The 26,260-nt window shown below is 73.8% G+C and carries 19 protein-coding genes; 7 read left to right on the top strand and 12 right to left on the bottom strand.

Features of this window, described 5'->3' with window-relative positions; all coding sequences use genetic code 11:
• Positions 1 to 29: 29 nt before the first annotated feature.
• The 4 genes from AC07AW_RS09375 to AC07AW_RS09360 all read right to left on the bottom strand — a co-directional run bounded on the left by AC07AW_RS09375 (position 30) and on the right by AC07AW_RS09360 (position 7,104).
• Positions 30 to 3,716 (bottom strand): S8 family serine peptidase, encoded by a 3,687-nt coding sequence (locus AC07AW_RS09375; RefSeq protein ID WP_478814839.1) that lies wholly within the window; start codon positions 3,714 to 3,716, stop codon positions 30 to 32.
• 154 nt (positions 3,717 to 3,870) lie between these two features.
• A complete protein-coding gene (locus AC07AW_RS09370; RefSeq protein ID WP_478814838.1) occupies positions 3,871 to 5,139 on the bottom strand; it encodes an MFS transporter in 1,269 nt (422 codons plus the stop codon).
• The gene (locus AC07AW_RS09365; protein WP_392152434.1) at positions 5,136 to 5,588 is read right to left on the bottom strand and encodes a GNAT family N-acetyltransferase; all 453 of its coding nucleotides are present in this window, start codon (positions 5,586 to 5,588) and stop codon (positions 5,136 to 5,138) included. The genes AC07AW_RS09370 and AC07AW_RS09365 overlap by 4 nt, the downstream gene beginning before the upstream one ends.
• A gap of 73 nt (positions 5,589 to 5,661) precedes the next feature.
• The gene (locus AC07AW_RS09360; RefSeq protein WP_478814837.1) at positions 5,662 to 7,104 is read right to left on the bottom strand and encodes a cytochrome P450; all 1,443 of its coding nucleotides are present in this window, start codon (positions 7,102 to 7,104) and stop codon (positions 5,662 to 5,664) included.
• A gap of 167 nt (positions 7,105 to 7,271) precedes the next feature.
• Between AC07AW_RS09360 and AC07AW_RS09355 the strand changes: the two genes are divergently transcribed.
• The 5 genes from AC07AW_RS09355 (at position 7,272) to AC07AW_RS09335 (ending at position 11,736) form a co-directional block, all read left to right on the top strand.
• On the top strand, positions 7,272 to 8,558 hold the full coding sequence (locus AC07AW_RS09355) for a cytochrome P450 (protein ID WP_478814836.1): 1,287 nt from the start codon (positions 7,272 to 7,274) through the stop codon (positions 8,556 to 8,558).
• The gene (locus AC07AW_RS09350) at positions 8,555 to 9,070 is read left to right on the top strand and encodes an NUDIX domain-containing protein (RefSeq protein ID WP_478814835.1); all 516 of its coding nucleotides are present in this window, start codon (positions 8,555 to 8,557) and stop codon (positions 9,068 to 9,070) included. Before AC07AW_RS09355 ends, AC07AW_RS09350 begins: the two co-directional genes overlap by 4 nt.
• A 127-nt stretch (positions 9,071 to 9,197) precedes the next feature.
• A complete protein-coding gene (locus tag AC07AW_RS09345) occupies positions 9,198 to 10,811 on the top strand; it encodes a prenyltransferase/squalene oxidase repeat-containing protein (protein ID WP_478814834.1) in 1,614 nt (537 codons plus the stop codon).
• 80 nt (positions 10,812 to 10,891) lie between these two features.
• The gene (locus AC07AW_RS09340) at positions 10,892 to 11,308 is read left to right on the top strand and encodes an SRPBCC family protein (RefSeq protein WP_478814833.1); all 417 of its coding nucleotides are present in this window, start codon (positions 10,892 to 10,894) and stop codon (positions 11,306 to 11,308) included.
• A complete protein-coding gene (locus tag AC07AW_RS09335) occupies positions 11,308 to 11,736 on the top strand; it encodes a MarR family winged helix-turn-helix transcriptional regulator (protein ID WP_478814832.1) in 429 nt (142 codons plus the stop codon). Before AC07AW_RS09340 ends, AC07AW_RS09335 begins: the two co-directional genes overlap by 1 nt.
• A 152-nt stretch (positions 11,737 to 11,888) precedes the next feature.
• Here AC07AW_RS09335 and AC07AW_RS09330 read toward each other — a convergent pair whose 3' ends face one another.
• Positions 11,889 to 12,380 (bottom strand): MarR family winged helix-turn-helix transcriptional regulator, encoded by a 492-nt coding sequence (locus AC07AW_RS09330; RefSeq protein ID WP_478814831.1) that lies wholly within the window; start codon positions 12,378 to 12,380, stop codon positions 11,889 to 11,891.
• Positions 12,381 to 12,494: 114 nt separating this feature from the next.
• Here AC07AW_RS09330 and AC07AW_RS09325 point away from each other — a divergent pair, with 114 nt between their 5' ends.
• Together AC07AW_RS09325 and AC07AW_RS09320 are read left to right on the top strand one after the other, a co-directional pair.
• A complete protein-coding gene (locus AC07AW_RS09325) occupies positions 12,495 to 12,911 on the top strand; it encodes an organic hydroperoxide resistance protein (protein WP_351191498.1) in 417 nt (138 codons plus the stop codon).
• Between the two features lie 271 nt (positions 12,912 to 13,182).
• A complete protein-coding gene (locus AC07AW_RS09320) occupies positions 13,183 to 15,231 on the top strand; it encodes a phosphocholine-specific phospholipase C (RefSeq protein ID WP_478814830.1) in 2,049 nt (682 codons plus the stop codon).
• A 59-nt stretch (positions 15,232 to 15,290) separates the two neighbouring features.
• On the opposite strand, the gene AC07AW_RS09315 is transcribed toward AC07AW_RS09320, so the two are convergent.
• The 7 genes from AC07AW_RS09315 to AC07AW_RS09285 all read right to left on the bottom strand — a co-directional run bounded on the left by AC07AW_RS09315 (position 15,291) and on the right by AC07AW_RS09285 (position 26,245).
• Complete coding sequence (locus AC07AW_RS09315) at positions 15,291 to 16,067, bottom strand: phosphate ABC transporter ATP-binding protein (protein WP_478814829.1); 777 nt, start codon at positions 16,065 to 16,067, stop codon at positions 15,291 to 15,293.
• Between the two features lie 8 nt (positions 16,068 to 16,075).
• A complete protein-coding gene (locus AC07AW_RS09310; protein ID WP_478814828.1) occupies positions 16,076 to 16,969 on the bottom strand; it encodes a class E sortase in 894 nt (297 codons plus the stop codon).
• Between the two features lie 25 nt (positions 16,970 to 16,994).
• On the bottom strand, positions 16,995 to 19,037 hold the full coding sequence (locus AC07AW_RS09305) for a hypothetical protein (protein ID WP_478814827.1): 2,043 nt from the start codon (positions 19,035 to 19,037) through the stop codon (positions 16,995 to 16,997).
• A gap of 69 nt (positions 19,038 to 19,106) precedes the next feature.
• Entirely contained in the window at positions 19,107 to 20,681 is a 1,575-nt protein-coding gene (locus AC07AW_RS09300; RefSeq protein ID WP_478814826.1) for an Ig-like domain-containing protein, read from the bottom strand.
• Between the two features lie 14 nt (positions 20,682 to 20,695).
• The gene (locus AC07AW_RS09295; protein ID WP_478814825.1) at positions 20,696 to 21,691 is read right to left on the bottom strand and encodes a hypothetical protein; all 996 of its coding nucleotides are present in this window, start codon (positions 21,689 to 21,691) and stop codon (positions 20,696 to 20,698) included.
• Between the two features lie 97 nt (positions 21,692 to 21,788).
• Entirely contained in the window at positions 21,789 to 24,458 is a 2,670-nt protein-coding gene (locus tag AC07AW_RS09290) for a hypothetical protein (RefSeq protein ID WP_478814824.1), read from the bottom strand.
• Positions 24,455 to 26,245 carry a phosphate ABC transporter substrate-binding protein PstS gene (locus AC07AW_RS09285; RefSeq protein ID WP_478814823.1) on the bottom strand — a complete coding sequence of 597 codons (1,791 nt, stop codon included), beginning with the start codon at positions 26,243 to 26,245 and terminating at the stop codon, positions 24,455 to 24,457. The genes AC07AW_RS09290 and AC07AW_RS09285 overlap by 4 nt, the downstream gene beginning before the upstream one ends.
• Between the last annotated feature and the right edge of the window lie 15 nt (positions 26,246 to 26,260).

The raw sequence follows: 26,260 nt of genomic DNA, 5'->3' as shown, positions 1-26,260 counted from the left end.
GAGGAGGGGCCCGGCCGTATCCCGCCCGGTTACTTCACTCCCACCGCGCGGATCAGCTCCTGCGTCACGGAGCCTCCCCGGTCGTCGCTCGCCCCGGCCCGCAGCGAGACCGAGCCCGCGCCCGACGGGATCCGCAGCTCACCGGTCCAGGAGGCGCCGCGCCAGGACTTCTTGAGCGCGACCTTCGTCCAGGTCGCGCCCTCGTCGTAGGAGACCTCCAGGGTGCCGGTGCCGATCGTGCCGGTGCCGGCCGCGCCCTTCACGTACTCGGCGGAGATCCCGACGGGCAGCCGGCTGCCGGCGCGGACGTCGCCGTCGAGGTCGGTGTCCACGTCGAAGCCGAGGTTGAGCAGGGGCAGATAGGTGATCCGGTCGTCGGGGGTCTCGGCGGAGCGGAAGGTCCACTCGCTGTGGCCCTTGGTGCCGAGCCGCCAGCGGTCCGCGTCGAGCGCCGTGTCGGTGACGACCTTGTAGGTGGCCTCCTCCGCCGGTGCGTCCCAGGCGTAGGCGCCGGAGCTCTTCTTCCGGTCGACGCGGACGCCGTTCACGTACACCTCGGTGTACTGGGTCATCGTGTCGTCGCTCCACACGTTGCCGAAGCCGGTGTGGTCGCTGCCGGAGTCGCCCCAGCCGGGGGTGTTGAAGCGGAGGTCGTTGCCGGTGCGCTGCTGGCCCCAGCCGAGGCCGGTGCCGAGCCAGGGGTGCCAGACGGGGCCGAACCAGTCGAGGCCGACGCGGCTGCCGCCCCGGTAGACGGACTGTCCGCCGCGCTCCTCCAGCGAGTCGCCGAGGTCGACGGACTCGTGCCAGCGCTGGCCGGTGCCGGTGGAGACGTACTCGGTGCGCGTGGTCGGGAAGGCGATCCACTCCTTGAAGCCGAAGCCGATGCGGAAGGTGTCGGTGAGCGAGTACCGGAACTCGCCGCCGAGTTCCTTCCGCTTGGTCGGCATGCGGAAGGTGGAGTCGATGGTGGCGAGTTCGTCCTCGTCCGGCCGGAAGACGAGGTCCGTGCCGATGGCGCCGGGGTGTCCTTCGGAGAGGTCGTAGGTGTACGGGGTGAAGCGGGTGCCGGTGAGGTCGACGCGCAGGCCCTCGGCTGCGCCGGCGGCGAGCCGCTTCGCGTCGGCGGTGTTGACCGTGGCGACGGCGAGCGGCCGGTCCTCGTAGTCGGCGGTGCCGAAGTACGCCATCAGCCGGCCGGGCCGGTCGTCGGTGACGAACAGGACCTTCGCGCCCGCGTCCTGGGCGGCCTGGGCGAGCGCCTTCGGGTCGGCGCCCTCGGTGAGCCGGACGAGGACGGCCTTACCGCCGGCGTCCTTGCCGGTGTACTCGGCGGGGGTGCCGGTGCCCGCGTCGACGAGGCCGAGGCGGTGGCGGCCTTCCAGGAACGTTCCGCCGCCCTGGACGGTGGCGCCGGCGAGGCGGACGCCGTCGACGCTCGCCTCCATGAGCGGCTTACCGAGGCGCCACACGGTCCGGTACTCGAAGGTGCCGGTGGCGGGCTTCCGGGTGGGCGCGGCGAAGACCGAGTCGTAGGTCATGGGGACCTGGACGGCTCCGCCGTAGGAGGCGCCGTTCGCCTTGCGGTCGAACTCCATGAGGAGCTGGCGGGTCTCGGTCCGCTTCTCGACCTCGGCGCGGATCTCGCGGAGCTGCCGTCCGTCGAGGGTGATCTCCCGGTCGCGGTCGAGGACGATCTCCGGCTCGGTGAGGAAGCCGAGGCCGAGGGAGTCCTCGCCGTGGGAGCCGCGGACGTCGAGGAAGGTGTCGACGGTGTACGTGCCGGGCTTGAGGCGCAGCTGGAGCGTGCCGGACTCGCCGACGGTCGCCGGGAACGGGTCCTCGCCCTCGGCGAGCTTCTGCACGCCCAGGTAGGCGGGCGTGGCGGCGCCGTCGCGGTCCTTGACGTGGACGGTGAGGGTGTAGCGCTCCTCCTCCTTCACCAGGCCGAGCGCGGTGTGCGCGACGGCCGAGCCGCCGGCGGTGGCGGTGATCCGTCCGGAGGACGCGCCGACGGGGGCCTTGGTGCCGTCGCCGGTGACGGTGGTGGAGGCGGTGCCGTGGGCGGGGACGGTGAGGGCGGTGTCGGCGAGGGTGGCGACACCGGCGGGCATGCCCTCGACGGCGAGGTTCAACTCGACCGGCTGGTCGGAGGAGTTGGTGTAGGTGACGGTCCTGGTGACCGGCTTGTTCGCCTCGTACGGCCAGGAGGTGAAGCCGAGGTCGGCGGAGCCGGTGGCGGTGATGTTCGCGGAGATCGCGGCGGCCACGTCGACCCGGCCGGCGCCGATCTCGTACGAGCCGGCGTCGAGCGTCTTCGAGGAGGACATGAGCGCGTTCTTGAGCTGGGCGCCGGTCCAGTCGGGGTGCTTCTCGGCGAGCAGCGCGGCGACGCCGGCGACGTGCGGGGTCGCCATCGACGTACCGCTCATGGTGGTGTAGAGGCCGCTGCCGGCGACGAGTTGGGAGCGGGCGGCGAGGATGTTCACGCCGGGCGCCGACACGTCGGGCTTGAGGGCCTGGTCGCCGTAGCGGGGGCCCTGGCTGGTGAAGTAGGCGGCGCGGTCGGCGGAGTCGACGGCGCCGACGGTGAGCGCGGAGTCGGCGGCGCCGGGCGAGCCGATGGAGCCGGGGTATCCGGAGTTTCCGGCGGCGATGACGAAGAGGGCGCCGGTCTCGGCGGAGAGCGTGTTGACGGCCTGGGCCATCGGGTCGGTGCCGTCGCTGGGTTCGCGGGAGCCGAGGCTCATCGACACGATCTTCGCGTCGATGTCCTTGGCGGCCCATTCCATGCCCGCGATGATCTGCGACTCGGTGCCGGAGCCCTGGTCGCTGAGGACCTTGCCGACGGCGAGGGTGGCGCCGGGCGCGACGCCCTTCTCCTTGCCGTCGCTCGCGGCGCCGGAGCCGCCGACGGTGGAGGTGACGTGGGTGCCGTGGCCGCCGCGGTCGGCGACCTCCTGGCCCTCGATGAAGGACTTGGTCTCGGCGATGCGGCCCGCGAGGTCGGGGTGGCCGAGGTCGGCGCCGGTGTCGAGGACGGCGACCTTGACGCCCTTGCCGGTGAGCCCGGCCTCCCAGGCCTTCGGGGTGCCGATCTGGGTGTTGGACTCGGCCATGGCGGCGTCGACGCGCCCGTCGAGCCAGACCTTGGCGGGGGCGGCGGAACGGGCGGTGGAGCGGGCGGTGAAGCCCTGCCAGAAGGCGGCGGGGTCGGTGGCGGTGACGGCGGCGCCGCCGACACTGGGCAGGGTACGGACGGTCTCGGTGCCGCGCGGGGCGGCGGCGCTGCTCCGCGCGCTCTTGGCTCCGTACGTGACGATCAGCGGGAGGTCACCGGTGATGCCCTGCTCGACGAGGCCGGTGACGTCGAAGAGGCGCGGGTCGAGGGCGCCGGAGGCCAGGTAGGGACGGGCCTCGTCGGGGACGACGGTGACCCGGCCGTTCACGGTCCGGCTGCGTACCGCGCCGGTGGCGCCCTTCGCCCGGTCGACGGTGACGGTGCTGCCGCCGTCGCCGAGCTCGGTGAGGGTGACGCGGTCGCCGGTGACGAGGGTGACGGTGGTGCTCGTCGCGGACGCCTTGAAGGTGTCCGGCACGGTGGGGGCGGTGTTCGCGGCGGCGGCGGTCTGCCCGGCCGAGAGCATCATGAGCGAGATGCCCGCGGCGAGCAGCGCGGCCCTCCCTCTGTCGAAGGGTGCGGTCCTCGACGTCATGGTGGGAACTCCTCGCGGACCCGGGGTCGGGGGTGGTTCCGGGTGCCGCGAGGAGTCTTGGCCTGTGGGGCGGGAGTTGACCCCCGTCACTCCTGGCGGTTATGTGCCGTGGCGGCCAACCGCCAGGACGACAGGGGTCATTCGGGGAGAAGGGTCACGGAGTGGGGTCGAGGGCGTCGTAGCGGCGGAATCCGCGCCCGTAGAAAGCGAGGAGTCCGATCGCCAGGACGCAGGCGATCCCGCCGCCGGTGACGGCGACCGCCGGCGAGGTGAGGTCGGCGACGGAGCCCGCGAGGAAGTCACCGAGCCGGGGCCCGCCCGCGACGACCACGATGAAGACGCCCTGGAGCCGGCCGCGCATCTCGTCCGGGGCGGCGACCTGCATCATCGTGTTCCGGAAGATCATCGAGACGGTGTCGGAGTAGCCGGCGACGGCGAGCAGGAGCAGGCCGAGCCAGAGGTTCCGGGTCAGTCCGAAGACGGCGATGGCGGTGCCCCAGGCGGCGACGGAGAGGAGGATCGCCTGCCCGTGGTGGCGGATGCGGCCCTGCCAGCCGGAGAGGACGCCGCCGAGGAGCGCCCCGAACGCGGGCGCGGCGACGAGGAGTCCGGTGGTCTTCGCGTCGCCGCCGTACCAGAGGACGGCGATGGCCGGGAACAGCGCGCGGGGGTGGGCGAGGATCATCGCGCAGAAGTCCGAGAAGAACGTCATGCGCAGGTTGGGGCGGGTGGCGAGGAAGCGGAGCCCGTCGAGGACCGAGGCCCTCTTGGCGTCGGAACCGCCGGTGCGCTCCGGCAGCATCGAGGGCAGTCGCCACATCGCGTAGAGCGAGGCGGAGAAGGCGATCGCGTCGATCAGGTACGCGGTCTGGTAGCCGGCCAGGCCGACGATCACGCCGCCGAGGCTGGGCCCGACGAGGGTGCCGAAGGTGGTGGTCATGGAGTTGAGCGCGTTGGCGGCGCGCAGCTGCTCGGGCGGCAGGAGCCGGGGGATCATCGAGGAGCGGGCGGGCGCGTTGAGCGCGGCGCAGACGGCCTGGAGGGCGACGATCCCGTAGAGGAACCAGACCCGGTGGAAGCCGGCGAAGGCGGCGACGGCGAGGCCGGCGGAGAGCACGGCGAGGCCGGTGGAGCTGGCGAGGCCGAGCTTGCGGCGGTCGACGGTGTCGGCGATGGCGCCGCCGTACAGGCCGAAGACGACGAGCGGGACGAGGGCGAAGAGCCCGACGAGCCCGACGGAGAAGGGCGAGCGGGTGATGTCGTACACCTGGAGGGAGACGGCGAGCGCCGTCATGCCCTGTCCGACCCAGGTGACGGTGTTGCCGAACCAGAGGCGGCGGTAGTCGGCGGACGTACGCAGCGGGGTGAGGTCGGCGAAGAGGCGGCGCTGCTCGGGCTCGGAGGCCTGCTGGGTGGCGGTCACGCGACGTCGTAGCGCAGCTCGGGGCGCTCCCAGTGGATGTGTCCGGCGGGCCGGACGGTGCCGGTGCGGACGGCGCCGGTCCGCAGGTAGAACTCCTCGGCGGGCGGATGGGCGACGACCCGCACGGAGTCGAGCCCTGCGGCCCTGGCCTGCTCGGTCATGTGCTCCATGAGGAGCCGGCCTATGCCGAGCCCCTGGGCGGCGTCGGCGACGAACGCGAGGTCGAGTTCGGCCTCGGCGACGAGGAGCGCGTAGAACCCGAGGACGCGGCCGCCGTCGGCTTCGTCGACGGCGACGTAGACGGGGTGGTGCTCGATGTACGTCCCGCCGACCTGGTAGCCCTCGACCATGGCGGCGTAGTCGCCCCGGTAGGCCCGGGAGGTCCGGACGAGCCGGGTGAGCCGTGGGGAGTCGTCGGCGGTGGCGCGCCGGATGGTGATGTCGGACATGGAGTGAGTATAGGAGCGCGAGCCTGCCATGCTCCTTACAATTTGGGAAACGCCGGCCCGCGCCCCTCCCCCCTCACCGCTCGGCGAGCCGCATCGGCTGCGGCCCCGGGGAGAGGACGATGCGCGGGACCGGGCGGGGCGGGCGCGGGGAGACGGGGGTCAGTCGCCAGCGCGAGGCGATCGCGGCGAGCGCGAGACCGGCCTCGGCCGTGCCGAACGCCTCGCCGACGCACTTGGTGGCGCCGAGCCCGAACGGCAGCCAGGCGTCCCGGGGCGCGTCTGCGCCGGCCCACCGGCCGGGATCGAAGAGCGCGGGGTCCGGGAAGAGTTCGGGCCGCCGGTGGAGGAGATAGAGGCAGCAGATGACGGTGGCCCCGGACGGCAGCGGCAGCCCGGCCAGTTCGGTCGCGCGGGTGGCGGTGCGGGTGACCGCCCAGGCCGGCGGGTAGAGGCGGAGCACCTCGCGCACCACGTCGCGGGTGTACGGCAGCCGGGGCAGGTCGGCCCCGGTGACCGGTTCTCCGGCCAGGACCGTGTCGAGCTCCTCGTGCAGCCGGGCGGCGGCCTCGGGGTGGTCGGCCAGGAGGCGCAGGGCCCAGGCGACGACCGAGGAGGTGGTCTCGGCGCCGGCCAGGACCAGGGTGGCGACCTGGTCGCCGAGCTCGGCGTCCGACAGCGCCCGGCCGTGCTCGTCGCGCACGGCGAGGAGCAGGGAGAGGGCGTCGCCGTGGTCCACCCCGGCCGCCCGGTACGCGGCGACGATGGCGGAGACGCCGGTACGCCAGCGGTCCAGGGCCCGGCGGTAGCGGCGGCGCGGCGGGGACGGCACCCGGTCGACGGCGGGCGCCACGACCCGGGTGTAGACCCCGCGCAGCAGGACTTCGAGGGCCTCCCGCAGCTCCTCGGCGGCGCCGGGGGCGATGCCGGCGGAGAACAGGGTGCGGACGGCGACGGCGGTCGTGAGCCGGAACGCCTCCTCGGTGACGTCGACGACCGCCCCCGGCCGCCAGCGCGCGGTCAGGGCCCGGGTCTCGGCCGTCATCACGGTGGTGTAGCGGTCCATCAGGGAGGGGTGGAAGGCGGGCTGGAGGGCGCGGCGCTGGTCGCGGTGCTCGGCGTTGGAGCAGGTGGCGAGGCCGTTGCCGAGCAGCGCGCGGACCTTCTCGTACAGGACACCGCTCCGGTCGAAGGAGCGCCGGTCGGTGAGGACGCGGCGGACGAGCGCGGGATGACTCACGACGTGAGCGGTCCGGGTCCCCATCCGGACGCGGACGACATCGCCGTGACCGGACAGGGAGTCGAGGAAGACGAGGGGCCGGGTGGCCAGTTGGGGCAGATGCCCGAACAGGGGCCAGGCGCGGGGCGCGTCGCCGTGGCGGGGCGGGGGCGGGGTCACGGCGTCGCGGCGGGGCGGGGGCGGGGTCACGGCGTCGCGGCCGGGCGGGGGCGGGGTCACGGCGTCGCGGCCGGGCGGGGACGGGGTCACGGCGTCGCGGCCGGGCGGGGACGGGGTCACGGCGCGCCCACCCCTCCGCTCACCACCGCGAACGCGCCTTCCCCGGCGCGCCGTTCGCGCCCTGTGAGCGCCGACTCCCAGGCCTCGGGGGCGAGCACCGCCGGCGGCACCGCCGCGGAAGATCGGATGGGGTCTGGAGATCGCACAGAGCGCTACGATACGTCATCATGCAATCGCAATGCGTGACGGAAGGCGTGACGGCCGGCCTGCCTCCCGACCTCCTCGACGACGAGGCGGTGGCGGCCTGGACCGCTTCCGGAGCACCCTTCGTCGACCTCCTCCGCCAGGCACACACCCCGGGCCGGCTGACCGGATTCCGCCGCGGCGGCCGGACGTCGGTCCTGGTCACGGAGCCCCGGCACGTGCACCAGGTGCTCGGCGTCGGCGGCGAGCGGTACGTGAAGCGCTCGCACCGGGCGAGGCCCCTCCTCGGCGACGGCATGATCACCGCCACGGGCGAGGCCTGGCGGTCCCAACGGAAGCTCCTCCAGGCGATGTTCACGGGCCGGGGCATCCAGCGCTGGGAGCGGCACATCGTGGAGGCGGCGGCGTGTGTCGTCGACCGCTGGGCGGAGCGGGCCCGCCGCGGCGAGCCGACGGACATCGCCGAGGACGTGCAGTTCTTCACCGTCGACACGATCTGGCGCTCGCTCACGGACCGGCCCCTGGACCGGGAGACGTACGTCGACCTCGCGGCCGTGCAGGACATCGTCGCGGCGCTGCCCGCCGAGGTCGGCGGCGCGAGCACGCTGCCACCGGAGGCGGCGACGGCACTCGCCGCGGTCGACGAGCGGATGTTCCGGGCGCTCGCCGACGCCCGGGCCCGCCACCGGGCGTCCGGCGCGGGGGTGAGCGTCCTGGACCGGCTGCTCGACGCGGCCGGGACGGATCCGGCGTACACGGACCGGTTGATCCGCGACGAGCTCGTCACCCTGCTCGTCGCCGGGTACGAGAGCAGCGCCCGCACGCTGACCTGGGCGTTCGTCCTGCTCGACGCGCACCCGGAGGTCATGGAGCGGGCCGCGGGGGACGCGGGGGCCGTCGAGGCGGTGCTCTCCGAGACGCTGCGGCTCTACCCGACGGGCTGGCTGCTGCCCCGGCACAGCACGGCGGACGAGACGCTGGACGGCTGGGCGATCCCCGCCGGCACGGACCTCCTCGTCTGCCCGTACCTCACCCACCGCGACCCGGAGGTCTGGCCGGAGCCCGAGGTCTTCGACCCGGGCCGCTTCCCGGCCCGGTCGCCCCTGCCGCCGGGCGCGTACCTCCCCTTCGGCATGGGCTCGCGGGCCTGTCTCGGCACGCGGTTCGCGATGCGGGAGATGGAGGTGCTGCTGGGCGCGCTCCTCGCCCGGTTCGAGGTGGCGACGACCGAACCGGCGGGCGAGCCGGTGTTCGGCATCAACCTGCGCCCGGCGGGCCCGGTGCGCGCACGCGTCCGCGAGCGCGTGTGAACGCGCCGGCACCCGGGAGTCACGGCTCCGAGCGCGTCGACTACGTCGATCCCGGGGACCGGGTGGTGACCCAGGGCGGGCGGGCAGGCGGGCCCCCCGACGGGCTGCTCCGCCGGTACGCGGCGACGGTCTGCACCGACCACGCCGGCCGGGTCCTCCTCTACCGGCGGACCGCCTCGGCGCCCGCCTACCCGGGCCACTACGACGTCCTGATCGGCGGGGCGGTCCGCAGCGGCGAGGAGTACCGCGCGGCCGCGCTCCGGGAGCTCCGCGAGGAGCTGGGCTGGGAGCAGGCGCCCGGACTCACGGAGGCGTACCGGATCCGCGTCGACGATCCGCACGGCGCCTGCTTCCTGACCGTCCACCGCTGGCCGGCGGACCGCGCGCCCCGGCCCGATCCGCGCGAGATCGCGTGGTGCGGTTTCGTCGCACCGCTCGCGGTCCTGACCGGTGGCTACACCCCGCTGGTCCCGGCCGGCGCGGAGGCCGTGCGGCGCCTCTTCCCCTGCTGACCGCCACACGACGGGGCCGCGCGCCACACTCCCCGACGGGCGGCGTCGTGCCACGCCCCTCCCCCGCCGACTACCCCTCCCCCCTCCCTCACCTTCCGTACGACACCGCTGCAAGGACACCTCCCCCATGACGCACTGCGCGCCGCCCTTACCCGGCGTCTCCCTCGCCGCCCCCGGCCCCCGGCCGGAACCCCTCCCGGGAAGCGAGCCACTGGACCGCGCCCGGGCCCGGCTCGCCACCCGCCTGGTGGCGGCCGCGGGACCCGACGGGCTGCTCCGGGCCCCCTGCGACAGCCGGATCCTGGAATCCGCCCTGGCCCTGCGGCTGCTGACGGTGACGGGCGTGGACCCGGACGCCCAGGAACGGCTCACCCGCCGGCTGAAGACCGCCCTGGACGAGGGCGCCCCCGACCCCGTGCAGGAGGCCGCGGCCCGTGCCGCCCTCGGCGAGTACGTGGACGGGCGGGGCGCGCTCGCCCGGCTGCTCGGCGGCTTCGACCACTTCACCGCCGGGCGCAAACGGCTGATGTTCCGGACGCTCCTGGCGGAGCTCGGCGCCCACCCCTTCCCCGAACTCCCCTCCCCCGAGGCACTGTTCGAGGCGCGCGGCCAACAGCGGTGGCTGATCACGGAGATGGCCGCCCTCAAGGTCCTGTACGCCCACGGGACCGGCGCGCCGCGGCTCGTCACGGAGGAGGACTGGCGGGCCCTCGAACCCTGTTCGCTGCCCGGCCCGCCCCCGTACGGCAACCATCTCGCCCGGATCCTGGCCCTGCTCGCCCTGCGGCTGCGGCCCCGGTACGCGGCGGACGTGCGCGCGCGGGCGCGGGAACTGCGCGACTGGCTGCGCGAGGACGGCGGGCTGCCGTTCCTCACGGGCATGGACGTGTTCACGACGGCGACCGGCGGACTCGCCCTGGCCGGGGCAGGGGCCCCCGCCCACACCCTGCGGGCCCTCGCGACCGGCCTGACGGAGCACCGGAACGCCGACGGCGGCTGGGGGTTCGACCGGCGGGTCGCGCAGAGCGACGTGGACGACACCTCGTACTGCGTGGAGTTCCTGCGGGCGGCCGATCCGGGACTGTTCGGCGCCGAGGTGGCGGCCGGCGAGCGGTATCTGCTGGCCCGGCAGGGCGCGGACGGCGGCTTCCCGACCTTCGAGCACGGCACCGCCTCCGAGGTCGCGATAACGGCGGCGGCCGTGAACGCCCTCGCGCCCGAGCCCGCGCACCGCCCGGCGGTGGAGGCCGCCGTCCGGTTCGTCGCGGCCCGGCAGGAGGCCGCCGGGCCGTTCGAGCGCAGCTGGAGCCTCAACGAGAGCAACGCCCTGTTCCGTACCGTCCTCGCGTACGACTCCTTCCTGGCCGTGACGGCCGGCGGTCCCGGCACGGCGGCCCGGACCGAGGTGGCGCGGGCCCGGGCGCGGGCCGTGGCGCGCCTTGTCGACACACAGAACGCGGACGGCGGCTGGGGGCACGTGCCGTCCGATCCGAGCGATCCGATCAGCACCGCGTACGCGCTGATCGCGGTGGCCCGGACGCCGACCGTGCCGTCCGCCCGGGGTGCGACCGGGCGGGCGGTACGCCACCTCCTGGAGCGGCAGCGGCCGGACGGCGGCTTCGTCTCCCGCCCCGACCAGGCCGGACCGCGGCCGCTGCCCTATCACGTGCCGCTCCTGACGGACGTGTGCGTGCTGCTGGGTCTGAACCACGCGCGCGCGTCCGCACGGCGCGCGCCCTGAGAGCCGTACGACCGCACCCCTCGACAGATAGTCTGCGCGGAGATAGTCTACGTGCACATCATCTGGTCGAGGAGGTCCTCATGTGGGAGTACGAGCACAGCATCGAGACCAGCGCCACCCCGGAGGCCGTCTGGCGTCTCTGGGCCGACGTCCCCGGCTGGGGCAGCTGGAACGCCGAGATCGAGAAGATCGAGATCAGCGGCCCCTTCGTGACGGGCGCCCGGATCACGATGACCCCGCCCGGGGACGACCCGGTCCTGCTGCACGTCGCCGAGGCCGTCGAGAACGAACGTTTCGTCGACGAGGCCCGCTTCGGGGACCTGCTGCTGCGCACGGTCCACCGGATCGACCGGGTCGCACAGGACCGGATCCGGGTGGTCTACCGGATGGAGATCACCGGGGCCGGCGCGGACGAGGCCGGCCCGCAGATCGGCCCGGGCATCACCGCCGACTGGCCCGACACCATGGCCGCCCTGGTCGAGCTGGCGCAGCGCTGATGCCCCTCGACCCCGGGCAGAGCCCCGGATTCCTGCTGTGGCACGCCACGCTGCGCTGGCAGCGCGACATCGCGGCGGCCCTGGCCCCGCTCGGTCTCACGCACGTGCAGTTCGTGCTACTCGCCTGCGCCTGGTGGCTCAACACCCAGGGCGAGCAGCCGAACCAGCTGGCCCTGGCCCGGCAGGCCGGCACGGACGTCAAGATGACCTCCCAGGTCCTGCGCACCCTGGAGAACAAGGGCCTCGTCGCACGCGAGGTCGACCCGGCCGACACCCGCGCCAAGCGGCTGCGGGTCACGGACACCGGCGCCGCCCTGGCACCCCGCGCGATCGCGGCGGTCGAGGCGGTCGACGCCGAGTTCTTCCGGCCGGTACGGGCCGAGGAGGCGGTAGCCCTGCTCGGCCGCCTGGCCCACCCCGAGGCCTGACGGCCCGCACTCCAGGGGTCCCGCCAGGCCCGGGAGGCCGCACGGGCCGGACGGGCCGCACGGGCCGGGCGGGCCGGGCGGGCCGGGCGGGCCGGGCGGGCTGCCGGGCGGGCCGGACGGGCTGCCGCACGGGCCGGACGGTCGAGTACGCCTCAGAGACCGGTCGCGCAGGACGCCAGGTCGTCCGGGTCGACCGCGTCGAGGCGGGCGGCGAGCGCGTCGAGCCGTTCCCGCAGCTCGCGGATCTCGTCGAGGCCGAGGCCCGTGGCGGCGGCGATCCGGCGCGGCACGCCGAGGGCCTTCTCGCGCAGGGCGGTGCCGTCGCCGGTGAGGCGGACGGTGACGGACCGCTCGTCCTCGGGGCTGCGGCGCCGCTCGACGTATCCGGCCGCTTCGAGCCTCTTGAGCAGCGGCGACAGGGTTCCGGAGTCGAGCTTCAGCCGCTCCCCGATCCCCTTCACGGGCAGCTCGCCGTGCTCCCAGAGCACGAGCATGGCGAGGTACTGGGGATAGGTGAGCCCGAGTTCCCTGAGGGCCTCCCGGTAGACGCCGTTGAAGGCGCGGGTCGCCGCGTGCAGCGAGAAGCAGATCTGGTGGTCGAGCCGGAGGAAGTCGGCGTCCGGGACCGAGTCGAGCGTCTCCATGGCTCCAGGATACGCGAGGCCCCTCACACGCGATTAAGTTGTGCACAACTGAATCGTGCGCTACAAATGGAGGGCCACCACTTCCCGGAACCCGGACAGGACGGAAGAACACCCATGGACGCGATCTACACCGCAGTCGCCACCGCCAACGGCCGCGAGGGCCGCGCCGTCAGCTCCGACGGCCACATCGACCTCCCCCTCGCCCACCCGCAGGCGCTCGGCGGCAACGGCCAGGGCACCAACCCCGAGCAGCTCTTCGCCGCCGGGTACGCGGCCTGCTTCGCCAGCGCCATGGGCGTCGTCGCCCGCCAGGAGAAGATCGACATCTCCGAGGCCTCCGTCACCGCCGAGGTCTCCATCGGCAAGGACCCGGCGGACGGCGGCTTCGGCCTCGCGGTCGTGATGCGCGCCGAGTTCCCCGACCACCTCCAGGGCGAGGCGGGCCTCACCCTCCTGAAGAAGACGCACGCCTTCTGCCCGTACTCGAAGGCCACCCGCGGAAACATCGAGGTCGAGCTCGTCGTCGAGTAGTTCGCCGGCCGCCCGCCGATCAGCGCGGCGCGTGGTTTTCTGTTGGTTCCCGTACGCCCCTGGTGGTCATCGACCCACCGGGGGCGTTCGGTTGTGAGTTTTCACGTTCGGGCACGGGGGATTCGTCTGCCGTACGACGGGCAGTCATGGGACGGCCGCCGGGCGGTGGTTCACGGGCGCTCTCCTGTGGGGCGCCCGTCAGCCGGTCCGCCCGGCCGTCGCACCCGCACCCCCGTCGACGTAGCACTCACCCCCGGAGGGCAACTCCCCCATGGCCGACCTCAACCGCCGCCGGTTCCTTCAGCTGACCGGCGGCGCCGCCGCGTTCACGATGCTCTCGGAGAGCATCGCCCGCGCCGCCGCGATACCGGCGCAGGGCTCCACCGGCACGATCCAGGACATCGAGCACATCGTGGTCCTGATGCAGGAGAACCGTTCCTTCGACCACTATTTCGGGGCGATGAAGGGCGTACGGGGCTTCGGCGACCCGCGCCCCGTGACCCTGCCCAGCGGGAAGTCGGTCTGGAACCAGTCCGACGGCAACAAGGTCACGCTCCCCTTCCGGCCGACCAGCGACAAGCTGGGCATGGAGTACCTCCAGGGCCTCAACCACGACTGGGCCGGCGGCCAGAGCGCCTTCAACAAGGGCAAGTACGACAACTGGATCCCGGCCAAGACCAAGGCCACGATGGCGCACCTCACCCGTGAGGACATCCCGTTCCACTACGCGCTCGCCGACGCCTTCACCCTCTGCGACGCGTACCACTGTTCGTTCATCGGCGCGACCGACCCCAACCGCTACTACATGTGGACCGGTTACGTCGGCAACGACGGCACGGGCGGCGGCCCCGTCCTCAACAACGCCGAGGCGGGCTACGGCTGGACCACCTACCCCGAGCGTCTGGAGGCGGCAGGGGTCTCCTGGAAGATCTACCAGGACATCGGCGACGGCCTGAACGCGGCGGGCTCCTGGGGCTGGATCAACGACGCCTTCCGCGGCAACTACGGCGACAACTCCCTCCTCTACTTCAACACCTACCGGAACGCCCAGCCGGGCAACCCGCTGTACGACAAGGCCCGCACGGGCACGAACGCCAAGGCCGGCGAGGGCTTCTTCGACAAGCTCCGCGCCGACGTACAGGCGGGCAGCCTCCCCCAGATCTCCTGGATCGCCGCGCCCGAGGCCTTCTCCGAGCACGCCAACTGGCCCGCGAACTACGGCGCCTGGTACATCGCGCAGGTCCTGGACGCGCTGACCTCGAACCCGGACGTGTGGGCCCGTACGGCGCTGTTCATCACGTACGACGAGAACGACGGCTTCTTCGACCACGTGGTCCCGCCGTACGCCCCGGGCTCGGCCGCGCAGGGTCTCTCCACCGCGCCCACGACGCTCGACTACTTCCCGGGGAAGACGGGCTACGTGGCCGGCCCCTACGGCCTGGGCCCGCGTGTCCCGATGCTGGTCGTCTCCCCCTGGTCCAAGGGCGGCTACACCTGCTCGGAGACCTTCGACCACACGTCGGTGATCCGCTTCATGGAGTCCCGCTTCGGCGTCCGCGAGACCAACATCTCCCCCTGGCGCCGTGCCGTCTGCGGCGACCTGACCTCGGCCTTCGACTTCACGCGCACGGACGCGCAGCCCGCCCCGCTCCCGCCGACGGCCGGCTACTACCCGCCGGACAAGAACCGCCACCCGGACTTCCTGGCCACCGCCCCGGCGGTCGGCACGATGCCCCGCCAGGAGCCGGGCGCCAAGCCCACCCGCCCGCTGAAGTACGCCCCGTACGTGGACGGCGCGGCGGACGTGACGGCGGGCACCTACCGCCTCACCTTCAGCGGCGGCCCGGCGTCGGGCGCCCAGTTCTACGTGACCTCCGCGAACCGCACGGACGCCCCCTGGACGTACACGGCGGAGGCGAACAAGACGATCGCGGACACCTGGAACACCAAGTACTCCAAGGGCACCACCGACCTCACGGTCCACGGCCCCAACGGCTTCCTCCGCCGCTTCCGCTCCCCCGCCAAGACGGCCGTCCCCGAGGTCACCGCCCGCCACAACGCCACCACGGGCACCCTGGACCTCACCTTCGTCAACGCGGGCGCGGCGACGACGGCGACCCTCACCGACGCCTACGGCACCACGGTGACCCTCGCCCTCCCGAAGGGCACCACGACCCACGGCGTCGACGTCTCCGCCGCCCACCACTGGTACGACGTCACGATCACCTCCCCGGTCCACGCGGACTACCTCCGCCGGCTGGCCGGGCACGTCGAGACCGGCGCGGCGAGCCAGTCCGACCCGGGCATCCTGACCGCCTGAGCACATGGCGAGGGCCCGTACGCGACGCGTACGGGCCCTCTCCGCTTTTCCCCCGCCGCTCAGCCGAAGCGGCCCTCCACGTAGTCCGCGGTGCGCGAGTCCTTCGGGCTGGAGAACATCGCCTCCGTGGGGCCGTGCTCGACGATCACGCCCGGGGTGGCCTGCTCCGCGAGGAAGAAGGCGCACTGGTCGGAGACCCGGGCCGCCTGCTGCATGTTGTGGGTGACGATCACGATGGTGACCTCCTCCGCGAGCTCCCGGATGGTCTCCTCGATCCGCCGGGTCGACGTGGGGTCGAGCGCCGAACACGGCTCGTCCATCAGCAGGATCCGCGGCCGGACCGCCAGCGAACGGGCGATGCACAGACGCTGCTGCTGCCCGCCGGAGAGCGCGCCGCCCGGCTGGCGCAGCCGGTCGCGGACCTCCTTCCACAGCCCGGCCCGGGTCAGGCACTCCTCCACCAGCAGGTCCCGGTCGCCGGCGGAGACGCGGGCGCCGGTCAGCTTCAGCCCCGCCGTGACGTTGTCGTACACCGACATCGCCGGGAAGGGGTTCGGCTTCTGGAAGACCATGCCGATGTCACGGCGGGCCTCGGTGAGCCGCCGCCCGCGCGCGTAGATGTCGTCGCCGTCCAGCAGCACCTCTCCCGCGAGCTCGGCGCCCGGGATCAGCTCGTGCATCCGGTTGAGGATGCGCAGGAAGGTCGACTTGCCGCAGCCGGAGGGCCCGATGAGCGCGGTGACCCGGCCGGCGGGCATGGTCAGCGAGACCCGGTTGAGGACCTTGCGGGACCCGAACCAGGCGGAGAGGGAACGTGCGTCCAGATGGGAAGCCACGACTGTCCTTACAGGAGGTTGGGAAGGAGGAGCGCCGCCCGGTCGCCGGCCGTGAGGCCGAGGGCGACGAGGACGGGGAAGCCGACCAGCCAGACGTGCGCGCGGGGCACCCGCGTCCGCGCCCAGACCAGCAGCGCCGCCGCGAGGAGCAGGGCCTGCGCCCACAGCACCAGCGGGAGCCAGGCCGAGGGGCGGCCCGCGAGCGGGAGTTCGTCGGCCGGGACGCGGCCGAAGCGGAAGGCGGGGACGGCTCCCGGCTGGGGCGGCGAGATCAGCTCGGCGTCGACCTGGAGGACCCCGTCCGGACGGTACGGGGAGCCGGTCGCGGTCATCAGCGTGAGCCGGCCCTGCCCGGCCTGGAGGGCGGGCGGCTTGGGGTCGCCCGCCCTCCGGACGCCGGTCACCCGGTACGTGTGCTCGCCCTGCCCGGTGACGACCCCGATCGACTCGCCGGGCTGGAGGCTGTCCAGGTGCCGGAAGGGCCCCCCGTACCCCGCCCGGCGGCCCATGACGATGCTGTTCCCGGCCTGCCCGGGCAGCACCGTGTCACGGCGGTGCCCGGGTCCCGAGGCCAGCACCTCGGCGGAGCTGCCCTCCCGGATCACCTCCTTCACGCCGAGCTGAGGGATCGTCAGCAGGGCGATGGGGGTGCCAGGTTCGGTGGACGAGCCGATCGGCGCGGTGGCCTCGGCCAGCGCGGCGCGCAGATCGGCGTAGCCGACGCGGCGGTCCCGCTCCTGGCGGAGGTCGCCGAACGGCCCGACCTCGGCGACGAAGCCGAGGAGCAGCGCGCCGAGGATCGCCAGGGTGCCGCCGACGGTCCACAGCCGGCTGGAGCGGGGTGCGGGTCCTGCCGGGGCCGGGGCGGGGCGCACGTCCACCGGGGTGAGGGTGGCTGTCATCGGGTGTGCTCCGTACGTCGGGGGTTCAGTGGGTGCCGAAGGTGATCAGTCCGCGGCGGCGGGCCCACCGGACGGCGAAGGTGCCGGCGGCCACCAGAGCGGCGGCGAACAGCCCGAGCAGCAGGGGGTCGGCTCCGGTGTGCGCCAGACCGCCGCCCCCGTGGCCGCCACCGCTGCCGCCGGCGCCCGAGGCGTCCCCGGAGCCGGAGCCGGTCGTGCCGCCCGCGTCGGCGGAGCCGGTGCCGGTGCCGGTGGCCGAGGGGGTGGCCGTGGTGGGCCGGATGCTGGTCGAGACGCCGACGGTGTCGCCCCCGGTCGCGGTCGCCGACGCGGTCGGGGTTCCGGTCGCGGTCGTGCTCGTCGAAGGCGAGGGCGAGGCGGTGTCGGTGGGCGACGCGGTGGCCGTGTCGCTCGGGGTGGGGGGCGTGCCGGTGGGGGTCTCCGTGGACGTCGGCGTACCGGTCGGGGTGCCGCTGGGCGTGCCGGTGGGGTTCGGGCCGTCCGGGTCGGTGTCCTGGTAGACGGTGGGCGAGGTGAACCAGAGCGAGCCGGTGAAGTCCCCGTACGTCTCGGTGCCGAAGGCCTTCCGGCAGATCACCGTCAGGTCGTACCGGCCCTCGAGGGTGGTGAACCCGGCCTCGTTGGCGTAGTCCCGCATGGTCATGGTCAGCGGCACGATGAAGCCGGTGCCGGTGGGGTCCTGCCCGTAGGTGCCGAGGGGCGCGTTGCCGACCACGTTCTTGCCCTCGGCGGGGAAGCCCTTGCCGGTCACCTTCACGAGGACGTGGGTGGCGGGCGACGGGCAGGCGCCCGAGGTGGTCAGGGCGATGCTGGTGTCGTCGGCGCCCTGGCCCGGGGTGATCCCGGCCGTGCCCAGAGGGGCGGCCGTGGCGGTCGGCACGGTGAGGATGCCGACGCCGGCGAGGGCGGTGGCCGCGCCGAGGGCCACGCCGGCCGCGGTGCGCCGGGTGAGGCGTCTGAACTGCACGATGAGCTCCTTGTCGGGGAGTTCGGGGTTCTCGGGGTTCTCGGTGGACTGCTTCGGGGACGCCGCCGTCCGCGGCCCGCGCCGGTTCCGCCGCGACCGCCGGCGCCACAGGACGCCCGCGACGAGGAGGAGGAGCAGGCCGAGCGCCGTCCACGGCACCGTCCACAGCGGCACCGAGCGGGTCAGCGAGGGCAGCCGGGGATCGACGCCGTCCCTGGTCTGCACGGGCTGGACGGAGACGACGGCGGAGGCGTGCAGGAGCGGCGCGATGCCCTCGGCCTCGGCGGTGACCGTCAGGGCGCTGCCGGGGAGCAGTTCGCCGAGGTCGCGGGTGCCCGAGGCGATGACCGAGGAGCCGAAGAGGCCGTTGACGCGGACGGCCTGGCGGGCGCCGAGCCGCACGTTCCCGGTGTTGCGGACGGTGTAGGTGACGGTGGCCGTGCCGGCGGCGAAGGGGTTGAGGCTGCCGTGGTACTCGGCGTGGACGCCGTCCACGGTCAGCTCCGGGCGGATCGCGCCCGCCACCCGTAGGTAGACGCGGGCGCCGACGCGCTGGTCGAGCCGGACCTGGTTGCCGTGGGCGTCCTTGCCGGTGCCGGAGAGCGAGGCGACGATGCCTCCGGTGTGGTCGCCGGGGGTGGCGTTCCTCGGCACGGTGAGGCTGAAGGGGACGATGACCCGGCCCTTGGGCGGCACCGTCACCGTGTTCTTCGCGAGCTTGATCCAGCTTCCGGCGTCGGTCGGCTTCGCGCCGGCGGGGAGCAGGTCGAAGCCGCCGTCGACGGTGTTGACGGCGTCGCTCGCGTAGACGGCGAGGGTCAGCGGCCGGGTGCCGTAGTTCCACAGGGCGATCTGGTCGTGGATCCCGGCGCCGCCGGTGACTCCGTACGAGAAGTGGGGCCGCTGGTCGGGCTTCCCGGGGCCGGAGGGCTGGACGCCGAAGACGGCCTTCGTGTCGTTCTTCCCGCCGTCGGCGGGAACGGCGGCCGTGGCGCGCGGGGTTCCGGCGAAGGCGAGCAGGAGGGCGAGCAGCGCCGTGAGGAGGGCGCCGGTCCGGTGGGCTTGGCGGGGTGTGGTCATGGCGGGTCTCCAGGGGTCAGGGGCGGGGCGGAACCGCGGCGCGGTTCCGCCCCGGAGCTCACGCCTGGATCAGATGGCGGTGAGGGTGAGGGTGGTGGTGTACGTGCCGGCCGTGGTGGAGGTCGGCGCGCTGAGGGCGAGGTCGGCGCCGATGTGGGCGGTGCCGAGGCCGGTGCCGTTGGCCAGCGTGCGCGCGGACTTCAGGCCCGCGCTGCCCGCGTCGCCGGGGGCGGCGCCCTTGGCGGCGGGGACGGCGGAGCCGGCGGTGACGGTCTGCGCGGGCGCCTTGTCGACGACCTTCGGGGACCAGCCGAGGTTCTGGCCGTTGATGGTGTGGGTGGCGCCGTCGGTGAAGTCGCCGACCTGGCCGCTGACGGTCCAGCCGGGGTTGCCGGCGCGGGTGTCGGTCAGCGTGACCGGGCTGAGGGCGCCGGCCGTGGTCAGCAGGTCGCCGTCGCCGTTGAGGACCGGCGAGGGCAGGGTGACCTGCGGGTTGTCGACGCTGATGACGAGGGCTCCGGCGTTGACGGTGGTGGTGATGGTCTCCGAGGCCGTGACGCCGGCGAAGGCGCCGACGGTGTACGGGATGGCGGCGGAGTCGGAGCCGGTGTACCGGGCCGGGTCGGCGGGGACGAAGACGGCGGTGAAGGAGTGCGGGCCGGCCGGCAGGCTGGAGGTGGTCAGGACGGCGGTGCCGTTGCTCACCGGGACCGTGCCGAGCGGGGTGGTGGTGCCGCCGATGGTGTCGGTGAACCTCAGGGAGCCCGCGGCGCCGGCCGGGGTGACCGTGCCGGTCAGGGTGACGGGGCTGTACTGCGGGGCGCTCGCCGCCGGGGAGACCGCGAGGGCGGTGGTGGTCTGGGTCGCCGCGGCGGGCTTGACCTCGTAGGAGACGGCCGACGAGGTGGAGCCGTTGAAGGAGGCGTTGGACGGGGTGAACACGGCGGTGAGCGCGTGCGTGCCGGCCGTCAGGTTGCTCGTGGTGAGCGTCGCGGTGCCGCCGTTGACGGTGACCGGGGTGCCGAAGTCGGCGGAGCCGTCCTTGAACTGGACGGTGCCGGCGGCGCCGGAGGGGGTGACGGTGGCGGTGAGGGTGACCGGGGAGCCCGCCTGGGCGGGGCCGGCCGGGGTGACCGCGAGCGAGGTGGCGGTGTCCGTCTTCACGGCCGGGTCGTTCGCCTGGTACGTGGTGTTGGAGGTGAACCAGATCGCGCCCGTGAAGTCGCCGAGGCTGGTCCCGTTGAAGGCGGTGCGGCAGATGACCGTGAAGTCGTACCGGCCCTGGAGGGTGGTGAAGCCCGCCTGGGAGGCGTAGTCGCGCATGGTGGACGTCAGCGGGATGACCATGCCGCCGTTGGCCGCCGTGGGGTAGGTGGTGATCGGCGAGTTGCCGACCACGTTGAGGCCGCCGGCCGGGAAGCCGGAACCCTCCACCTTCACCAGGACGTTGGTGGCGTTGGCCGGGCAGGCGCCCGAGGTGGTGAAGGAGACGCCGCTGGTGTCGGCACCGGTGGCGGGGGTGATGGCGAGGGTCCCGATGGGGGCGGCGTACGCGGCGCCCGCGGTGGCGAGGCCCGCCGCGAAGGCGGTGGTGACGGCCGCGACACCCAGCGCGAGGGCCCGGGAGATTCTGTTCTTCAGCACGACGAAGGCTCCTGTCAGGGGGTCTGCTTGGTGATGTCGCCGCAGTTCGGGTTGGTCGCGAAGCCGTAGGTGTTGATCACGGCGGACTGCTTGCAGATCCCGGAGTCCGGGCCGACGAAGACGTCGCTCCACGGGGAGGTGGTGACCTTGCTCGTCGGGATGACGTTGTAGACATCGCGCTTCACGCCGAAGCCGGTGTTGAGGACCGTGGGCGAGACGCCTTCGACGGTGCCGAGGATGGCGCGGCCGCGCAGGTCGGCGATGGTCTGCGAGGACTGCGCCTGGTACTGCGCGATGGAGAAGGGCACGATCGACTTGTCGTCGAGGACGCGGCCGTCGTGCTCCTGGACCGGGGCGGTGCCCTTCTTGTCCTTGATGCAGGGGTAGACGCCGGCGACGACGTCGGCCTCGGTGATGCCCATCTGCGACTGCCAGAAGGAGCGCGTGCCGGAGCCGGCCTGCGGCAGGTAGACGGTCAGGTCGTAGTTCGGCCCGGCGCCCACGTAGTTGGGGTCGCAGTGGTAGATGGCCTTGAGGTCGGCCATCGCGAGCTTGCGCGGGATCGACGAGCCGGGGGTGATGGCGTAGCTGACGCCGTCGATCGCGAACGGCACGTACGTCAGGCCCGGGCTGGCCGCGCCGAGGCTGAGCGAGGAGGAACGGGAGAAGTCGAGGCACCCGTTGCCGCTCTGGAGGGAGTTGAGGAGCGCGGAGCGTCCGGCGCCGGAGCCGTTGGGCCGGGGGATGGTGCAGTTGGGGTTGGTCGCCGGGTTCTTCGTGGTGATGGTCGCGGAGCCCGTGGCGTCGTAGGAGCCGATGACCTTCTGGCCGTTCACGGTGACGACGTCGGCGAGGCCGTTCATGACGTCCTGGGTGGTGTCGGAGCCGACACCGGCGAGCTGGCGGTACTGGGGAGGGCCGGCCGGGTCGGCGGCGGCCAGGCCGCTGCCGACGGTGAGGGCCGCGAGCGCCGCTACGGCGAGCGCGAGGCCGGTCTTCTTCTTGTTCACTGGGGGTTCTCCTCAGCTAGGCTGCGCTCCGGTGGTGCCCGGGGCGCGTGTGCAGGACTTCCGTTGGCGCGGACGAATCAGACGTTCTCGGGCACCGTCACCTCCCCGTCCGTTCGCGTACGACCGCCACGAGGCGCGGCAGGTACCTCGGCAGCGTCGGGCCGGCGAAGGCGGCGAGCGCGCCGACGATCAGACAGACGAGCAGCACGTTCCGGACGGCGCCGACCGTCCAGGCGGGCGTCGGGGCGCCCAGGGCGGTGACGGTCTGCTTCTCCTGGGCGGGCTTCGTGGTGGCGGCGGGCGGGGCGGACGCGCTGGTGCTCGGGGTCGCACTCGGGGTGGTGCCCGGGGCCGTGTTCGAGCTGGTGCCCCCGGAGGAGGAGCCCGTACCACCGGCGTCGGCGCTCGATCCGCCCGTCCCCGATCCGCTCGCTGCGCCCGATGCGCCCCCGTTCGAACCGCCCGATCCGCCCGATCCGCCCGACCCGCCCGTGGTCGTGACGTTGTCGGAGCCGCCGGTGGTGGTGCCCCCGTCGGAGCCGGTGCCGGTGGTCGTGCCGCCGGTGCCGGTGGACGTGGACGGTACGGGCGTCGGCGTGGGCGTGGGCGTCGACGGCTTCACACCCGCCTGCGTCACCTGCCGCGCGGCCTCGCGGGTCTGCCGCCGCAGCTCCTCGGTCAGCGGCGCGTAGCCGTGCGGGAGGCTGCCGGCGGTGACGCCCGGGGTCTGTCCCGCGCCGGCGGCGTAGGTCAGCAGGGTGCCGTAGTCGCGTCCCTCGGCGGCGGTGAGGTCGGCGGGGACGGTGGCGGCGTAGGTGAGGACGGTCAGCGGGTAGGCGGCGGGGTCCTTCGTGCCCGGGTCGGGGAGGCTCACGCCGTTCGGGCCCGGCTTGCGGGCCTTCGCCCCGGCCGTCAGGGACACCGCGTCGGGTGCGGTGAACCGGCCCGCCGCGTTGAGCAGTTCGGCCCGCATCAGGCCGTACCGCTCGGCGGTCGCGGTGTCCGTCACGGCGAGCACGGCCCGCTGGCCGGCCGGCTGCGGCGGGTCCTTCTTGTACGCGGGCGGGGTCGCGGTCGCGTCCCAGGAGGTACGGGCCAGGGTGTCGCCGCGACCGGCCGCGCGTGCCGCGGCGTGCATGTCGGTGGCGTACGGCTTCTTGTCCTGGACGCAGAGCGGGTGCTCCGGCCGGTCGTCGAAGGTCTGGCAGTACGGGTCGCTCTTGGGGAAGGAGTCGAGGGGCAGGGCGATGTTCCGGTAGTGCGGGTTGATCTTCATGCCGGAGTTGCCGGGGTCGCCGTGGGCGCCCTCGTCGTCGGGGGTGCCGCGGAGGAACTCGGCGGCGGCCGGGTCCTGGGCCACCCACTCCCACAGCTGCCGGGTGGTGTCGGCGAGCGGCTGCGGGACGAGGGCGTCGCCGAGCTTGCCGCCGAAGTCCAGGTCGGCGTACTCGGGGTTGTGGCGGATGAACTCCGGGTCGCGGCCGAGGTTCTCGGGGTTGCCCGCCACGCTGTCGGCGAAGCGGGAGACGCCGTCGCGGTACGACTCCGTGAGGAGCTTGGCGACCAGGCGCGGGGTGAGCCGCAGGGTCGTCATCCGGGTGCCGTTGCGCTGCCGGACCTCCTCGGGGGCCCGGAAGGACGCCTGGCTCTCGATGGAGTAGCCGATGGTGATGCCGGAGAGCGCCACCGGGGCGTAGACCGGGGTGCGGCCGGAGGAGGCGGGGGCGGCGCGGCCGACGAAGACCAGGCCGGGCATGCCGGAGAGCAGCTTGACGCGGGCGGTCTCGTCGGGGACCTGGGCGTAGCCGTAGATGGCGTGCGCGCCGGTCCGGCAGAGGGTGGGCTGCCACCGGGTGACGGCCTCCGCGACCATCTCGCTGCCCAGGGTGCCGCGTTCCTCGGCGCCGATCGGGCAGTAGCTGCCGATCGGTTCGAAGCCGAGGGGGACGGTGATGCGGTGCTTCCAGTTGGCCGGGCTGAGCGGGGAGGACTGGAGCTGGCCGCTGGACTGGGCGGTGTACGGGGTGTCGTCGACCTCCTTCGTGCCGCGCGGCACGATCACCAGCCAGCAGCCGCGGCCGGTGACGGTGCCCTGCGTCTCGACGGCGGCGCCGCAGCCGAGGCCGGGTGCCTCGACGCCGGTCTGCATCTCGAAGTGGACCTCGCCGGTGCCGCGGGCGTCGGTGCGGGCGTAGGGGACCTCGTTGGTGCTGTTGACGTCGAAGAACTCGTTCCAGTTGCCGGGGCTGACGTCGTCGCCGGTGACCGAGCGGAAGGGCGCGTACGAGATGCCGCTGGGGCCGGGCGGCGGCATCGGCTGGTTCTCGGAGTCCTTGAGGTGGGCGCCGTAGTTGAGCTGCCGTCCGTTGGTGTAGGCGCCGGCGGCCTGGTTTCCGGCGCCCGCGCCGAGGGCGGAGGAGCCGCCGAACTGGCACTGGTCGGTCCCGGGGCCCTGCTCGTCGCCCCAGCACTGCATGATCTGGAGGTAGTTCGCGGCGTAGGCGGTGTCGGAGACGGTGGGTGCGCCGCCGGTCCAGTTGATCCGGACGACCTGGTTGACGAGGTTCCGGGTCTGGCCGACGGTGATCCTCAGGTCGGCGAACTCACCGGTGCCGGAGACCGTGACCGCCGAGTTCTGCCCGGTGTCGGCGTAGGCGGGCGGGGCGGCCGGGTCGAGGCCGGTGCCGACGGTGGCGACGACGGGGACGAGGGCCAGGCACAGGGTGCCGAGGAGCCTGCGCAGCCGGCCGGGGCGGGCGCCGGTCATCGGGGGCCCTCCCCCGCGCGGCGGGCGGCGAGCCGGCGGTGCAGCAGCGGCGGGCCGACGGTGACGAGGACGAGCAGCAGGGCGCCGAGGACCATGAGGGTGGTCTGGAGTCCGCCGCCGACGCTCGCGGCGGTGGTGACGGGGACGCCGTACAGATCGCCGCCTCCGCCTCCGCCACCGCTCGCGCCGCCGTCGCCCGTGCCGCCGGCCGCGCCGCCGCCGTCGCCGAGGGGCTGGCCGGTCTCGGGGTCGAGTGCGCCGCCGGTCGTGCCGCCGGCCGCGGCGCCGCCGGAGCCGGTGGCGCCCCCGCCGGAGCTGCCGTCCGCGCCGCCCGTCGCGCCGCCGGCGGCGGAACCGGTGGCTCCGCCGTTCGCCGCGCCGCCGCCCGAGCCGGTGCCGCCGCCCGCGCCGCCGGTGCCTCCGCCGGATCCCCCGGTCGCGCCGCCGGTGCCGGTGGTGCCGCCGGAGGAACCGCCCGTCCTGGTCGGGGTCTTGTCGCCGCCGGTGCCGGTGTCGCACTGGGTGGCGCCCTTGAGGTCGCAGTCACGCGGCATGGGGGCGGTCTTGGCGAGGGTGTTGGTGCCGTCGGCGGAGAAGGTCGGGTTCTTGCAGGTGCGGATGTCGATGCTCTCGGCGACCACGCCGGGGATGCGGCGGACCTGGGCCAGGCCGGCCTGCACGAGGTTGACGGGGAGCGGCGAGTAGCCGAGCCGGTCCACCGACTGCTGGCCCTGGCACAGGAAGTAGTAGGCGAAGGCCCCGAGGGACTTGCCCTTCTGCGGGTTGAAGTTCGATTCGACCGCCGTCGGGACGATCATGTAGCTGTAGCTGGAGAGCGGGTAGGTCCGCGGGTCGGTGGAGTCGTAGACCCCGTCGAGGCGCTGGGTGAGGTCGGGGTTGATGCGCGCCTCGGTGAGTGAGACCGCCACGTTCTGGGCGGTGGGCTCGGTGTAGTAGCCCTTGGCGTTGAGGATCTTGGCCACCGGGAAGCCGGTGGTGGACACGGCGTACGAGTACTCGACGTAGGTGATGGTGCCCTGGTTGCCGTCCTGGGCGACGTAGCCGGAGACACCGTTGGAGCCGGACTGGCCGACGAAGCCGGTGCCGCCGACGACGGGGAAGTTGGAGGTCGGCCCGCAGGGGGTGCTGCGGCCGGCCCGGCGGCAGTAGGCGTCCCAGAGCGCGGGGTGCTTCCTGCTCATCCAGGTGGTCAGCTGGGCGGTGGTGCCCGAGCCGTCGGAGCGGACCACGGGGACGATCCGGCGGGCGGGGAGGCTCGCCGCGAGGCCCGGGTTGTCGGCCTTGAGCGCGGGGTCGTTCCACATGGTGAGGGCGCCGGTGAAGATCTTGGCGACGTTCTCTCCGGAGAGCCGCAGGTTGGTCACCCGCCGGTTGCCGATCCGCAGGTTGTACATGAAGGCGGTGCCGCCCGCGACGATCGGCATGTAGCTGAACTTCCGCGAGGGCGGCGGGTCGGCGACGCCCGAGTCGTTGATGCCGTACGGGATCTCCGAGACGGCGAAGTCGACGGTGCCGTTGCGGAACTGGTTGCGTCCGTCGGAGGAGCCGGTGCCGTTGTAGTTGACCGTCATCCCGTACTGCTTGACGTTGGCCCGCCACTGGTCGAGGGCGTTCTGGCTCCAGGTGGAGCCGGCGCCGGAGACCGGTACGTAGCTCTCGGCGGCGGCGGGCGTCGCTGCGGGCGCCACGAGGGCGAGGGCGGTGACGAGCACGGCCAGGGTGCGCCGCAGCACGCTCGCGGGGAATGCCGGTGGGCGTCCGGACATCGGGTTCTCCTGATC

The sequence above is a fragment of the Streptomyces sp. NPDC044003 genome, assembly GCF_056435185.1.
The sequence above is the reverse complement of the archived record's forward strand: the minus strand, read 5'-3'. Positions and strand labels throughout refer to the sequence as shown.

Excerpts from the sequence above, each read along its gene's own strand:
- AC07AW_RS09375 (WP_478814839.1), bottom strand. The coding sequence starts at position 3,716 with ATGACGTCGAGGACCGCACCCTTCGACAGAGGGAGGGCCGCGCTGCTC.
- AC07AW_RS09365 (WP_392152434.1), bottom strand. The coding sequence starts at position 5,588 with ATGTCCGACATCACCATCCGGCGCGCCACCGCCGACGACTCCCCACGG.
- AC07AW_RS09355 (WP_478814836.1), top strand. The coding sequence starts at position 7,272 with ATGCAATCGCAATGCGTGACGGAAGGCGTGACGGCCGGCCTGCCTCCC.
- AC07AW_RS09345 (WP_478814834.1), top strand. The coding sequence starts at position 9,198 with ATGACGCACTGCGCGCCGCCCTTACCCGGCGTCTCCCTCGCCGCCCCC.
- AC07AW_RS09340 (WP_478814833.1), top strand. The coding sequence starts at position 10,892 with ATGTGGGAGTACGAGCACAGCATCGAGACCAGCGCCACCCCGGAGGCC.
- AC07AW_RS09335 (WP_478814832.1), top strand. The coding sequence starts at position 11,308 with ATGCCCCTCGACCCCGGGCAGAGCCCCGGATTCCTGCTGTGGCACGCC.
- AC07AW_RS09330 (WP_478814831.1), bottom strand. The coding sequence starts at position 12,380 with ATGGAGACGCTCGACTCGGTCCCGGACGCCGACTTCCTCCGGCTCGAC.
- AC07AW_RS09325 (WP_351191498.1), top strand. The coding sequence starts at position 12,495 with ATGGACGCGATCTACACCGCAGTCGCCACCGCCAACGGCCGCGAGGGC.
- AC07AW_RS09320 (WP_478814830.1), top strand. The coding sequence starts at position 13,183 with ATGGCCGACCTCAACCGCCGCCGGTTCCTTCAGCTGACCGGCGGCGCC.
- AC07AW_RS09310 (WP_478814828.1), bottom strand. The coding sequence starts at position 16,969 with ATGACAGCCACCCTCACCCCGGTGGACGTGCGCCCCGCCCCGGCCCCG.
- AC07AW_RS09305 (WP_478814827.1), bottom strand. The coding sequence starts at position 19,037 with ATGACCACACCCCGCCAAGCCCACCGGACCGGCGCCCTCCTCACGGCG.
- AC07AW_RS09290 (WP_478814824.1), bottom strand. The coding sequence starts at position 24,458 with ATGACCGGCGCCCGCCCCGGCCGGCTGCGCAGGCTCCTCGGCACCCTG.
- AC07AW_RS09285 (WP_478814823.1), bottom strand. The coding sequence starts at position 26,245 with ATGTCCGGACGCCCACCGGCATTCCCCGCGAGCGTGCTGCGGCGCACC.